The sequence below is a fragment of the Streptomyces sp. NPDC005483 genome (assembly GCF_040606035.1).
In the GTDB taxonomy this organism is placed as follows: Bacteria; Actinomycetota; Actinomycetes; order Streptomycetales; family Streptomycetaceae; genus Streptomyces.
Window position 1 is genome coordinate 13,284 of sequence record NZ_JBEXEA010000008.1, and the last position, 12,804, is coordinate 26,087.

The 12,804-nt window shown below is 69.1% G+C and carries 11 protein-coding genes; 4 read left to right on the forward strand and 7 right to left on the reverse strand.

Annotated features, from left to right (window positions below):
• Nucleotides 1–35 precede the first annotated feature (35 nt).
• On the forward strand, nt 36–3,974 hold the full coding sequence (eccCa, locus tag ABZT06_RS16880; RefSeq protein ID WP_355740894.1) for a type VII secretion protein EccCa: 3,939 nt from the start codon (nt 36–38) through the stop codon (nt 3,972–3,974).
• A 256-nt stretch (nt 3,975–4,230) separates the two neighbouring features.
• On the opposite strand, the gene ABZT06_RS16885 is transcribed toward eccCa, so the two are convergent.
• From ABZT06_RS16885 to ABZT06_RS16915, 7 genes are all read right to left on the reverse strand, one after another.
• Complete coding sequence (locus ABZT06_RS16885; protein WP_355740896.1) at nt 4,231–4,815, reverse strand: hypothetical protein; 585 nt, start codon at nt 4,813–4,815, stop codon at nt 4,231–4,233.
• Complete coding sequence (locus ABZT06_RS16890) at nt 4,812–5,312, reverse strand: hypothetical protein (RefSeq protein WP_355740898.1); 501 nt, start codon at nt 5,310–5,312, stop codon at nt 4,812–4,814. The genes ABZT06_RS16885 and ABZT06_RS16890 overlap by 4 nt, the downstream gene beginning before the upstream one ends.
• Entirely contained in the window at nt 5,309–6,073 is a 765-nt protein-coding gene (locus ABZT06_RS16895; protein WP_355740900.1) for a hypothetical protein, read from the reverse strand. Before ABZT06_RS16895 ends, ABZT06_RS16890 begins: the two co-directional genes overlap by 4 nt.
• A 3-nt stretch (nt 6,074–6,076) precedes the next feature.
• A complete protein-coding gene (locus ABZT06_RS16900) occupies nt 6,077–7,300 on the reverse strand; it encodes a putative T7SS-secreted protein (RefSeq protein WP_355740902.1) in 1,224 nt (407 codons plus the stop codon).
• Between the two features lie 54 nt (nt 7,301–7,354).
• Nucleotides 7,355–7,642 (reverse strand): hypothetical protein, encoded by a 288-nt coding sequence (locus ABZT06_RS16905; protein WP_355740904.1) that lies wholly within the window; start codon nt 7,640–7,642, stop codon nt 7,355–7,357.
• 110 nt (nt 7,643–7,752) lie between these two features.
• A complete protein-coding gene (locus ABZT06_RS16910) occupies nt 7,753–8,520 on the reverse strand; it encodes a hypothetical protein (protein WP_355740906.1) in 768 nt (255 codons plus the stop codon).
• Nucleotides 8,521–8,676: 156 nt separating this feature from the next.
• Nucleotides 8,677–9,393: a DinB family protein gene (locus ABZT06_RS16915; RefSeq protein WP_355740908.1), complete on the reverse strand. Its 717-nt coding sequence runs from the start codon at nt 9,391–9,393 to the stop codon at nt 8,677–8,679.
• Nucleotides 9,394–9,597: 204 nt separating this feature from the next.
• Between ABZT06_RS16915 and ABZT06_RS16920 the strand changes: the two genes are divergently transcribed.
• From ABZT06_RS16920 to ABZT06_RS16930, 3 genes are read left to right on the forward strand one after another with little or no spacing between them, the layout of a single operon-like run.
• Nucleotides 9,598–11,322 (forward strand): nucleic acid/nucleotide deaminase domain-containing protein, encoded by a 1,725-nt coding sequence (locus ABZT06_RS16920; protein WP_355740910.1) that lies wholly within the window; start codon nt 9,598–9,600, stop codon nt 11,320–11,322.
• A 54-nt stretch (nt 11,323–11,376) separates the two neighbouring features.
• The gene (locus ABZT06_RS16925; RefSeq protein WP_355740912.1) at nt 11,377–11,949 is read left to right on the forward strand and encodes an SUKH-4 family immunity protein; all 573 of its coding nucleotides are present in this window, start codon (nt 11,377–11,379) and stop codon (nt 11,947–11,949) included.
• A 5-nt stretch (nt 11,950–11,954) separates the two neighbouring features.
• Nucleotides 11,955–12,731, forward strand: coding sequence for a nucleic acid/nucleotide deaminase domain-containing protein (locus tag ABZT06_RS16930; protein WP_355740914.1), 777 nt, complete (start codon nt 11,955–11,957; stop codon nt 12,729–12,731).
• Nucleotides 12,732–12,804 lie beyond the last annotated feature (73 nt).

Consider the following 12,804-nt stretch of genomic DNA (forward strand, 5'->3'; position numbering starts at 1 on the left):
TCGACATTGCGATTGCGTGAAGGACTGGTGGATCGGTGAGCGTTGTCATCGTCAAGCGCCCGCCGCGGGTTTACCCGCCGGAGGTGCCGAGTGAGGAGGTCAAGCTCGAGTCCCCTCCCGAACTTCCTCGCACCGAGGACGACAGCCTGATGATGAACCTGCTGCCCATGCTGGGCATGGGTTCGTCGGCGGCGTTCTTCTTCATGCCCGGCGCCCAGGGCTTCATGAAGATCATGGGCGGCATGATGATGGTCTCCACGGTCGCGATGCTCGTCGCCCAGATCGTGCGGGCCAGGAAGGGGCCGTCCGGCCAGATGGCCGAGGCCCGGCGCGACTACCTCAAGTACCTGGCGCAGAAGCGTCGTGAGGTGCGTCGCACGGTGCACAAGCAGCGTGACGCGCAGTACTACCTGCACCCGGCGCCGGAGCAGTTGTGGGCGCTGGTCGCCGAGGGCTCGCGGCTGTGGGAACGCCGTTCCACGGACCCGGACTTCACGCAGGTGCGCATCGGCCTCGGCCCGCAGCAGCTGGCGACGCCGCTGGTCGCGCCCGACACCGCGCCGGTGGACGAGCTGGAGCCGCTGACCGCCCACGCGATGCAGCAGTTCATCGCGAGTTACGGCACGCTCGGCGAACTCCCCCTGGCGATCGGGCTGCGCTCCTTCTACCACGTGACGATCTCCGGTGACGCCGAGACGGTCTACGGCCAGACCCGGTCGATCGTCGGTCAACTGGCCTCCCTGCACTCGCCCGAGGACGTGGTGATCGCGGTCGTCGCCTCACCGGGCGCGGCGGTGGACTGGGAGTGGACCAAGTGGTTGCCGCACATGCAGCACAAGGAGTCCGACGGTGCCGGTTCGCGCCGGCTGCTCTGCTTCGACCTCGGCGAGCTGGAGGAGATGATCGCCCACCAGCTGGAGGGCCGCCCCCGCTGGAGCCGGGACGGTTCGCCGGTGCTCGACCAGCCGCACGTGGTCGTCGTCCTCGACGGCGGCGGGGTGCCCGCGGACTCGGTCCTCGCTTCCGCGGAGGGCCTGCAGGGCGTGACCATCCTCGAGGTGGTGCCCGGTGAACTCGACGAGGCGCGTGGCTCGCTGTCGATCCGGGTGTGGCCCGAGGCGATGGAGCTGGAGGCGGGCACGGGTGTCTTCACCGGTGTCCCCGACGTGCTGTCGCAGGCGCAGGCCGAGTCGCTGGGGCGCCAGCTCGCGCCGCTCAGGCTCGGTGCCGCCGACGCGGACGAACCGCTGCTCGCCAACCTGGACTTCACCGACCTCATGCAGATCGGTGACGCGGCGAGCGTGGACGTCTCGCGCACCTGGCGGCCGCGCACCCTGCACGAGCGGCTACGGGTGCCGATCGGTCTCGGCGAGAGCGGCGAGCCGGTCATGCTGGACCTCAAGGAGGCCTCGCAGGAGGGCATGGGCCCGCACGGCCTGTGCGTCGGCGCCACCGGTTCCGGTAAGTCGGAGCTGCTGCGCACGCTCGTTCTCGGCCTCGCGGTGACCCACTCCTCCGAGACGCTCAACTTCGTCCTCGCGGACTTCAAGGGTGGTGCCACCTTCACCGGCATGGGCAACATGCCGCACGTCTCCGCGGTCATCACCAACCTGGCCGACGAACTCACCCTCGTCGACCGCATGCGCGACTCCATCACCGGTGAGCTGAACCGCCGTCAGGAACTACTGCGGCAGACGGGCAACTACCAGAACATCACCGACTACGAGAAGGCCCGCGCCGCCGGTGCCGCGCTCGAACCGCTGCCCTCGCTCGTCCTGATCATCGACGAGTTCAGCGAACTGCTCGCCGCCAAGCCGGACTTCATCGAGATGTTCATCCAGATCGGCCGGATCGGCCGTTCGCTGGGTGTGCACATGCTGCTCGCCTCGCAGCGACTGGAGGAGGGCAAGCTGCGGGGCCTCGACACCTTCCTGTCGTACCGCATCGGTCTGCGCACCTTCTCGGCGGCCGAGTCCCGTACGGCGATCGGTGTGCCCGACGCCTACCACCTGCCGAACGTCCCCGGCGCGGGCATCCTCAAGTACGACACCGAGACGATGGTGCAGTTCAAGGCCGCGTACGTGTCGGGCACCTACCGTCCGAACGGGCCGATGGCGCAGGGCGGCGGCCGGATCGACCGCTCCCCCGTGCTGTTCACCGCGGCGCCGGTGCCGGTGCGGATCCTCGCCGAGCCGGAACCGGAGACCCGCGGCAACCAGATCGACGACGCGCTCGCCGACACCGTCCTCGACGTCATCGTCAGCCGCCTGGACGGTCAGGGTCCACCCGCCCACCAGGTGTGGCTGCCGCCGCTGGACGAGCCGTTCAGCCTGGACCAGGTGCTGCCGGCGCTGGGCATCAGCCCGGAGCGCGGTCTGCACGCCGAGGGCTACCACGCGCAGAGCAAGCTGATCGTGCCGGTCGGCCTGGTCGACAAGCCCTTCGAGCAGCGCCGTGACGTGATGTACGCCGACCTGTCGGGTTCCGCCGGTCACGCGCTGGTCGTGGGTGGCCCGCAGTCCGGCAAGTCGACGCTCGTACGCACGATGATCACGTCGTTCGCGCTCACGCACACGCCGGCCGAAGTGCAGTTCTACGCCCTCGACTTCGGCGGCGGCGGCATGCTCGCGCTGGAGAACCTGGCCCACATGGGTGGCGCGGCCTCCCGTCTGGACCAGGAGAAGGTGCGCCGTACGGTCGCGGAGGTGCACGGCATCCTCAACGCGCGTGAGGAGTTCTTCCGCTCCAAGAGCATCGACTCCATGAACACCTTCCGTTCCCGCCGGGCCCAGGGGCACTACCCCGACCAGCAGTGGGGCGACGTCTTCCTGATCATCGACGGCTGGGCGACGTTCAAGAACGACTACGAGATGCTCGACCCGGTCATCGCGGACATCGCTCAGCGCGGTCTCGGTTTCGGCATCCACCTGGTCATCACCGCGACCCGCTACACCGAGATGCGGCCGGCGCTGCGCGACCAGATCCTCAGCCGTCTCGAACTGCGGCTCGGTGACGCGATGGAGTCGGAGTTCGACCGCAAGCGGGCCGAGAACGTGCCGATGGGCAAGCCCGGCCGCGGTCTGTCCCCGGAGAAGCTGGACTACCTGGCCGCGACGCCCCGGATCGACGGGTCGACGCAGGTGGAGGACCTCGCCGACGGCATGGCGAACCTCGTGCAGAGCGTCAACAACGCCTGGCAGGGCCCGCCGGCCCCGAAGGTGCGGATGCTGCCGACGATGCTGCACGCGTCCGAGCTGCCCGGCGGCGGCGACTTCGGCAGCCGCGGCATCGCGGTCGGCGTCGACGAACTCACCCTCTCGCCGGTCTTCGTGGACTTCGAGACCGACCCGCTGTTCGTCATCTACGGCGAGAGCGAGTCCGGCAAGTCCTCGCTGCTGCGGTTCATGGCCAAGCAGATCTCCGAGCGGTACGCCCCCAACAAGGCGCTGTTCGTGGTCTCGGACTTCCGGCGCGCGCTGCTCGGCCAGGTGCCCGAGAGCCACATGTACAAATACTGCGCCTCCGGTCCGCAGCTCCAGGAGGTCATGGAGTCGCTGGCCGGTTCGATGAGCCGCCGGATGCCGGGCCCGGACGTGACGCCGGACCAGCTGCGCAACCGCTCCTGGTACAACGAGCCCGACGCGTTCATCTTCATCGACGACTACGACCTCGTCGCCACGTCGATGGGCAACCCGATGTCGGTGCTCCTGGAGTACCTGCCGTTCGCGCGTGACCTGGGTCTGCGGATCATCCTGGCCCGCTCCACCTCCGGTGCCTCGCGCTCGTCCTTCGAGCCGGTCCTCACCCGGATCAAGGAGCTCGGCGCGCAGGGCATCGTGCTGTCCGGCGACCCGTCGGAGGGCCCGGTGTTCAACAACATCAAGGCCACTCCGCAGCCGCAGGGCCGTGGCCAGTTCATCTCACGCCGGTCGAGCGGCCAGCTCGTCCAGACGGGATACCTGCCGGAGAGCTGAGTTCCGGCTCGGGCGAGAGGGGCGGGCCGTGTCTGCGGTCCGCCCCTCGAGTTCATGTGCACATCTTTTGAAGAAGCGCACGGCCATGGACGACCGGACGTCGGCCCGGAGACGCGGCGTCAGCTCCGAGGCGCGGGAGCGGGCCAGGGCGGCGGGGGTGCGGGTCGGTTGACGGGCTGAGTGGTTGTGCGTACGGCGGTGGCGGTACCCGGGGAGGGTGCCGCCACCGCCGTATGTGCCGCCGTGGTGTGTTCGGTCAGGTGGACCAGAAGTGCAGCACGGCCTGGGCGTATGCGACGCGGGGGTCCAGCCGGGAGGGGCGGAGCCGGTATTTGTCGGTGATTCCGTTGAACTTCAGCGACGCGGGGCCGAAACCGCCGCTCGGCCGCCATGCCGTACGCGACGGCAGGTGCCAGTCGATGCCGTAGCCACCGATGAGGCTCGCCGCGTTGTAGAGCAGCGTCAGGGGGGAGAGGACCACGTACACGGCCCACGCGCCCACGGTGCCGGCGCGTCCGACCAGGCGTGTGCCGTCCGGGAGTTCCAGCTCGTACCGGCGCCCGGCGGCCGGCGGGCGGAGCTGGGCGAGTACGGAACCGTCGGGCGCCGTCACGGCCAGCGTGCCGTCCGGGCCCCGGCGGGACACGGCGCACAGCGGCTTCTGACCCGCCTGGTCCTCGTAGAGGGTGAAGTCGGTGGCGAGACCCTCCGGTCCGCCGTCGGTCGACAGCCCCCGTGCCACGTAGACGGGGTTTCCGCCCCGCACCTTGATGACACTCTGGAGGTTGAGGGCCGTGTTGCCCTGGGTGGCCTGCGCGTGCACGCCGAATACTGTCGTCATCGCCATCTCTTTCCGGTGGCCGGCTTCAGCCATGCGGGCAGGCCGTGGTGCGGGAGGCCCGCTGCCGACAAGACCTGAAGGTACCCGTTGACCTGATCGCGGGTCCCGCCGCGCAGCCAGACGTGGCGGAACCACAACGCCCGGGCCAGCAGGTACACGCTGAGTACGAGGAGGAACGCCACCGGGGCGAGGAGAACCAGATCCAGCACCGTGCCGGAGGTGGCCCGGCCGGTGTCGATCAGGAACCAGGCCCCGACCGCTCCGGGCGCGAACAGCAGGCCGCCGTACGCCCCGTACCCGTTCATCCGGCCCAGCAGACGCCGGTGGCGGTGGAGCAGCGCCGCGACCTCCGGGTCGGACAGGTAGTCGATGCCCGTGCCGCCACCGATGGTCCGCGCCTGCTCGGTCAGACCGGGTACCGCCGCCAACTGCGCAGCCGTCACCTGCAGCAGACCGAGGGCCTCCGCAGGGGCAGCGGTGCGGTCGGCGCCGCTCATCCGAACACGTCTCGCACGGACTTCGCCTGCAAGGGCACGTGGACGCCGTTCGCCAGGTCCATCGGGCCGGCGGGCTGCGTGTGCTGCGCGACCGGCGCTTGTTCGGCCGTGCTCCGGGCGTCGTCCACCTCAAGGGTGTTCACGATGCTGAAGAAGAGTTCGGAGTACAGGTCCCAGTCCTGCATGCACGCAGTGCTGAGCTCGAAGAGGGCCATCTCCGCGTCCCGGCGAAGCGGCAGGAACACGGCGATCTTCCCGATCTCCACCTGCTCGGGCCGACCGGAATCGGTGACCTCCGCGGGAAGGGTCACGAGGTCCGAGGTGAACCTGGCCGCCGCCTCGCCCGCCGTCAGCCAGACCGTCTCCACCTGGGCCTCGTCCCCGAAGCCCCTGAGTTCGGCGGCGACGCTCGAAGCGGTCATCTTCTCGCCGTCCGGTACGGATTCCAGCAGAGCGGCGGTCACCGTCGCCGTGCTGCGACGACCGTCGAGGTCGAGCAGACAGAAACCGGCGTATCCGACCCCTGCCTGCATCATCTCGGCGACCACGGGCAGTTGGGTCGCCGCGTACTGGAACCAGAGCTCGGGGTTGCCCTGCGGATAGATGTCCTGGGCCAGCTCGATCAGCGCTTGGCCGACCTGTTCCTCGGTCTCGTGGACGGGGAGTTCGAAGAAGGCGGGCGGCACACGGAACGTCAGGCGTGGGGCGGCGGCGTCGGCCGCGGGGCCTGCCGAACCGTCGCCGGGAAGCATGGTGTTCATCGGTTACGCCGCTCCCGCCGCCGACATGAACGCGTTGCTGGACGGCGCGGCGGCCGCCTTGGTGTCGGAACCGCCACCCGAGATGAGGCCGAAGGTCAGGCCCACACCCTTGATGCCCCCCATGGTGCCGCGCATCAGCCCGCTGCCGACGTCCACGGCCTCGTCGGCGAGGCCCATCGCCTTGCCCGCACGCGCCAGGCCCTTGTACATGAGGCCGTCGGCCATGCCCCTGGCCATGTTGACGGAGGTCGCCATCTCGTCGGCGTGGGAGAAGACACCGGCGAGCCTTTCGCCCGTCGCCGCGGCCCTGGCCGCCTTCGCCCCCGCGGTGATTCCCTTGACCGCTCCGATGCCCGGCAGCACACCGAGCCCCGCACCGACCCAGTCCATCACCCCGACCTTTTCGCCGCGGGCCGTCCTGGCTCCGTAACCGGCGAGCGCGAGGGCGCTGGCGCCGATGGCGAGCCCACCGAGGATCGCGCCGACGGGCGGGATGGCCATGGTCGCCAGGGAGGCGATGGACAGTACGGATCCGATCTTGGAGAACAGGTCCGCGTTGTCGGCGAGGAAGTCGGTGAAGCCGTCCCAGGCACCCTTCAGACCACCCGTGATCTTGTCCCAGACGCTGATGTCCGGCGGCCGGTTCTTCGCGGCCTCGCGGATGGCCTTCTCGGCCTTCGCGGCCTGTTCCTCCCAGTACCTGCGCAGCGCCTCGCCGTCCTGGATGAGGATCTTGAGGTCGGTCGCGGCGTCCTGGGCGGCCTTGGAGGCGGAGTCGGCCTCCTCCGACAGGGCCTTCGCCTGCTGCTCGGTGATCTGCTGGAACTGCACGCCCTCGATCTTGACGTTGACCCGGTCGACGTCGGCGTTCTTCTGGTCGAGCCGCTTGCGGGCCTCGACCGCGCGCTCCTCGAGGTTCTTGGCCTGGCGCTGCATGGTCTCGAGTTCGTCGTGCCAGCCGCGCAGCGCCCTGGAGCAGGCGTTCATCGAGTCGTGGCCCTGCTGCAGGTACTTGGGCAGTTCGCCGACCTTCTCCTGGAACTTCTTGGCGGCCTCGCCGTCCCAGATCCCGTCCGTCCTGCCGATGCCCACGAGCATCTCGCGCATCTCGTCGAGTTCGTCGCCGACGGTCTTCACGTCGTACGCGAGTGACTCGATCGTGTGCAGGTCTCCCTTGGCCGGGTTGAACGTCAGTCCGGGCCAGTTGGGATCGTCGAACATTCCCATCGTCTTCTCCCCGTTGTGTGCGTGTGCGCGTTGTCGGAGCGGTGGTGCGGGCTGCTACTTCTGACTGAAGCCCTTCTGCAAATCCTGGTCGGTCGTCTGGTACGACTCGAGCGTCTTCTGCAGGCCCTCGTGCAACTGCTTGGCGCCGTCGGCGATCCGCTTGATGCCGTCGCCCCAGTCGTCCTGGAAGCCGTCGCAGGCGTTGTCGAGACCGTCCGTGCCCAGCCCGGTGGGACCGACCTTGTTCAGCCGCTCCTGCGCCCCGCGCATGCGGTCGCCCACCTGGTCCAACCGGTTGATCAGGGTCTTCATACGATCGACATCGATCTGGAAGTCCGCCATCCCCGTTGCCTCCCCGTTGCGTGATCGGTGATCGCGGTCAGACTATCGGAGCAGCGATTTCCGGCCTACCTGGCGATGTTCGCTGTCGCCAATTTGTGTCATGCGCACGCTCACGCACGGTCCCATACGTGCAGGACCGCCTGGGCGTAGGCCAGCCGGTGGTCCAACCGGGGTGAGGCGAGACGGTACTTGCGGCCGGTCTGGTACTCGATCGCGACATCCGGCTCGCCGTCCGAGCGCCACCGCGTCCACGTCGGCGGCTCCATCTCCCAGGCGGCTTCCTTCTTCGCCTCGCCCTTCTCACCGAGAAGCAGCCAGAGCGCTCCCTGGGCCGCCATGACCGCCCAGCACACGAAGTAGAGGGGAGAGATCAGGACGAACACCACCCACGCCTTGGAGGTCCCCACCTCGCCGACCAGCGGCGCGATCCCCTGAGTGGCCTGCACGCTCCACTGCACGCGCCGCGGCCACGGCAGGATCCGCCCGCCGCGCCGGGTGATCCGGCCGATCGGGGCGCCGTCACCGCCGTAGACCTCGTAGACGCCGTCGCCGACGGACCGCACCGAGCCGAGCGGTTCGCCGTTCGGGCCGCTCACGGTGAACGGCGGCCGCGCGCGGCGCCCGCCCTTCGGGGCGTCCTGGGGGACGTGGACGTACGCGAGCGGCCGGCCGTCGGTGCCGGGGCCGGCCTGCTGGATGGTGACGGTCGGCTCCCCCGGCGCGACCTTGTCGTATCTGCGCAGCCTCTTGTCGGGGACGTGGATCACGGTCTCCGCCGGAGCCTGCGCCTGGCCGTACGGCCCCGGGGCCTGCGCGGAAAACTGCGGCTGCCCCGGGTGCCGAGCCTGTGAGGCCCATTCCTGGCTGCTGTGGTTCACGGCCGCCCAACTGTCGATCCGGTTGACGATGACGGTCGACAGACTCTCAAAGGCGGGCCGGCGATGTCGCGGGGTGGTCGGCGTCCGGCCGGACTGCGGACGACTTGTCCACAGGACGTCCACACCATGTTCCCGAAGGGTCCGGCGCGTACCGGCTCAGCCCTCGGTGATCCGGGCCTGCCACAGGTCCCGCAGCAGCGCGATCTCCGCCATGTGGTGGATGAGTTCGAGGTTGGACCCCCACAGCACGGCGATGTACGGCTCGTCGGGGGCGGAGCCGTACGGGTACTGCGAGAAGCCGACGGTGTCGAGCTGTTCCTCCGTCACCTTGCCGACGTCCTCGCGCCAACGGTCGATCAGCGACCAGAACCGGTCGAGGGCGACGGCGGCGGAGGGCGTGAAGTCGACCAACTGCTTGGGATCGCGGCGGCGTTCGCCGAAGGTCCACTCCCACTCGCCCGCGAAGCAGGAGTGCAGATGGCCCAGCCGCCAGGCGATGGTCGTGACCGGCGTGACGTCGGGTCGCACCGGGCCGGTGTGGGCGAGGACCTCCTCGACCCGCTGGACGCTCACGCTCCAGTCCTCGGCGATCTTGGCGACGCTCATGCCGTCGGCGGCCTGCCGGGCGACCTCGGCGTACTCGCCGGCCGGGATGTCCGGCGCGCCCTGGTCGAGCAGCCACTCACCGGGACCGTACGCCCTGGGAGTCACCGCCTCGCTGCGGCGCCGGATCGACCAGCAGCCGGGCACCGGCTCCCACAGGTACTCCTCGTCGCCGAGGCTCTCGAGCCGTACCTGCGCCCGTTCCCTGACGCAGTCGAACTGGTCCAGCAGCACGCCCAGACGGTCGGTGCGTACGCGGTCGCTCTCCATGCACGGCTCCCCTCGCGGTCACGTCCAGCCGGAGGCTAACCGGCCGCCCGCGGGGAGGGCGACGGATTTCCGTGCCTCCGCGTTCCGTTCGGAAAGGTCTGCGCCAACTGGGCCTCGAATCAAGTCATGTGACGCCGGGTGAACTTGTTCGCAAGATCCGATCGAAGTTACGTTGCCCGGAGAAACTTTCGAACGGGGGTCCCTGTGGGTGTAGTCCTGCCGAGCGAGCTGGATGCGGCCCTGGACCTGATAGGCATCAGCTGGCCCAACGTCGACGAGGACGACTACCGCGACATGGCCCAGGCCATGCGGGAGTTCGCCGACGACATCGACGACGGCGCCGCGGACGCGCATCGGGCGATCACCGACCTCGTCGGCGGCAACGAAGGCCTCGCGATCCAGGCGCTCGAGAAGCACTGGGACCTGGTCAAGGGCAAGCATCTGACCAACCTCGCCGAAGGGGGCCGGGTGGCGGCGACCGCGCTGGACGCGGTCGCCGTGCTGATCGAGGGCGCGAAGATCGCGGCGATCGCCCAACTGGGCATCCTCGCCGCGGAGATCGCGGCCGCCCTCGCCGCCGCGCCGCTCACCTTCGGCCTGTCCACCCTGGGCGGTATCGCGGGCACCCAGGTCACCCGGATCGCCGTGAAACGCATCTTCGAGGAGGTCTGCGAGGAGATCGCCTCGCGGATCATCGAGGTCGCGACGGGTCCGATCTTCCAGGCTCTCGGCGCGATGGCGGGCGACCTGGTCCTGCAACTGGGCGGCAACGCCCTGGGGACGCAGAACGGCGTCGACCTCGGCCAGACCGCGAAGGCGGGCCGGGAGGGGCTGGACGAGGGCGTCGACAACCTCAAGTCGGGCGGGATGCAGCTGGCCAGCGCGGGCGGGGGCGCGGGCGGCTCGATGCAACTGGCCGGAGCGGGCGGGGACGGCGGGTCGAGCAGCGGCGGCGGTGGCGGCCAGTTCAGCATGGACCTGGAGTCGTACGACCGGGCGGGCAACGGGCTCAAGAGCGCGGGCGGCAAGATCCGCGACGGGGCCGGCAGCAAGCTGACCCGCGCGAAGTCCTCACACGGCCGCGCCCGGGGCAAGGATCCACTCACCAATCTCCTCGACCCCATGGTCGACGAGCTTATGGAGGGGATCGGAAAGGGCGTCAAGCGCTCCGCGGCCCACCTCGACGAGAGCATGACCAGCGGCCTGAGCAAGATGGCCAAGCGTCACAAGGACAACGACGACGAGACCGCCCTGTCCTTGAAGCAGCTCCAGAAGGGCAATGACGGCAAGACGCCCATGTACCTCATGGGCGACGACGGCACGCTCCGGCGGCTGAGGCCGGACGGCGGGACCCACAAGCTGGACCAGGAGGACCGGGACCGCATCGGCCTCACGCTCGACGGCGACAACGCCGGCCGGCCGCTGCCGGGCGAACCGAACCTCAAGCTCCACGGCAAGGAGCGGCCGCGCCCCCTCAGCAACTCGCAGCAGGTCGAGCTCGGAAGCACACCCTTGTCCCAGGCGGTACAGCTGGCCCGGCACTCGGACAAGAGCTACGGCAATCACAAACAGGTCAACGGGCAGGACAAGTTCGAGAGCAACAACTACGCCGCCGCCCGGCTCGACAGCGCCAAGCAGGGCGACGGCAACTTCATCATGGTCGCGCGCAGTTCGGGATTCCGTCACTCCGAGCGCATGATCGGGTTCCCGGTCCTGCGGGACGGCGCCGGTGGCCGAATAACCGAGCTGTACACGGAAAGGGCTCCCTGTTCGTCCGCGCCGAACTGCAGCGCATGGATGAAGGAGAGACTTTCGCATGTCGATGTCACCCACAGCATCGATTACGGAAACACCAAGGAATCCAGAGCCCAGGGCAACGCGGAAATGATGAATTACTTGGACCGCCTCAAGGCGAACCGGCACAAATAGCGCACATGCTAGCATCGGGCACTCCGATCATTCGCAAGGCAGGCAGGTCACGAGATGACGTCCCCCATCGACCGGGAGACCCTGGAATCCGAGTTCGGTCCGGAGGAGCTCACCACCTTTTCCGCGGCGGCGGTGGCAGGCATCCGGCACGAGCCGAGTGCGGACTTTCTTCGCAATGTCGGCATCCCGGCCCGCCCGAATCCTTGGTTCGACCTCGTGGACGGCTCTCCGGAGCAGGTCAGGACGCTCGGCGACGCCTACGACGACCTCCGCGAGCGGTGGCCGGACCTGCCCGAGAGCGCCGAGGGCTGGCTTCTGCTGGGCATGGTGCCCTATGACGACATCGCCCTGGACGGGGTCTCCGGAGTCGTGTACTGCCTTCCGGGAGACGAATCCGAGACGTATCCGCTGAACAAGGATCTCCCCTCCTTCGCCCATTGTCTGTATCTGCTGGAGAAGGAGCGCCCGAACTACGACTTCGAGTCGGAGCTCGAGAACATCGACCCGGAGAGTGCGGCGGCCCGTCTCACCGAGCAGATGCGGGAAATCGACCCGGCCGCTCTTGACGTAAGTAATTCCCGCTGGCACGACATCCTGGAGTATGTCGCCGAACCCGAGGCGAGGTAATGGCGATGAACGACAGCGATATTCGGCGTATCGGGGAGATCGCCCTCCCTCTGACCGTCGGCCCGTATTTCGCTACGGCCGCGTCCGACCCCGTTCCGCTGCAGGAGTACGCCCAGTCCGTCGGGCGTACGGTCGTGCTGGAGGAGTGCCGGGAGTGGGCGCGGTTCGGGTCGGACCGCGGGTTCGAGATCTGTGCCGATCAGGAGGGCGTCGTACGCGCCGTGCTTCTCGACTGGACCGAGGAGTCGCGGTTCGTGAACGGGACTCCGGAGGCCTTCGCCCAGTCGCTCGCGGCGCTCGACCAGGCCCTCGCCGCGATCCTGGGTACCGACGAGCCGCAGGAGGCCGCCGCCGCGTTCGCGGAGTTGGAGCAGCGGCTGCGGACCCTCGACCCACGGGCGTTCGAGGGGCGGGAGCACTGGTGGCCCCTCGTCCTGGACGACATCCGGGACACCGCGAGCGCGGAGTGGTTCACCGCCTTCGAGATCGTGAACGACCGGGGCGAGAAGCAGATCGTCACGCAGGCCGGCGACATCGCCGTCCACCCGGAGGAGCGGCTGTGGGCCAGGCTGCGGGCCGCGGGCGTGGAGCCGGAGCAAGTACTGCGGATCCACACCGAGTTGGAGGCCTGCTTCATGCCGGGCCACTACTGCGCGATGTGGCTCGGGCAGGTCTTCCCCGAGGCGCAGCTGACGCACAACTTCCCCTACGGGGAGACGGCCGAGTCCCGCGCGGAGGGCATCCGGCAACTGCGGGAGGCGGCCGCCGCCCAGCAGCCGTAGTAGCGCGGGGGCGGGAGGCGGCACGGGGGGATGCGGCACGGGGAGATGCTGCACAAGGGGATTCAGGACGAGG

What these genes read in the sequence shown, in the direction of transcription:
- ABZT06_RS16905 (WP_355740904.1), bottom strand. Translation starts at nt 7,642, where the DNA reads ATGGCGGACTTCCAGATCGATGTCGATCGTATGAAGACCCTGATCAAC.
- ABZT06_RS16925 (WP_355740912.1), top strand. Translation starts at nt 11,377, where the DNA reads ATGACGTCCCCCATCGACCGGGAGACCCTGGAATCCGAGTTCGGTCCG.
- ABZT06_RS16915 (WP_355740908.1), bottom strand. Translation starts at nt 9,393, where the DNA reads ATGGAGAGCGACCGCGTACGCACCGACCGTCTGGGCGTGCTGCTGGAC.
- ABZT06_RS16930 (WP_355740914.1), top strand. Translation starts at nt 11,955, where the DNA reads ATGAACGACAGCGATATTCGGCGTATCGGGGAGATCGCCCTCCCTCTG.
- ABZT06_RS16885 (WP_355740896.1), bottom strand. Translation starts at nt 4,815, where the DNA reads ATGACGACAGTATTCGGCGTGCACGCGCAGGCCACCCAGGGCAACACG.
- ABZT06_RS16895 (WP_355740900.1), bottom strand. Translation starts at nt 6,073, where the DNA reads ATGAACACCATGCTTCCCGGCGACGGTTCGGCAGGCCCCGCGGCCGAC.
- ABZT06_RS16900 (WP_355740902.1), bottom strand. Translation starts at nt 7,300, where the DNA reads ATGGGAATGTTCGACGATCCCAACTGGCCCGGACTGACGTTCAACCCG.
- ABZT06_RS16890 (WP_355740898.1), bottom strand. Translation starts at nt 5,312, where the DNA reads ATGAGCGGCGCCGACCGCACCGCTGCCCCTGCGGAGGCCCTCGGTCTG.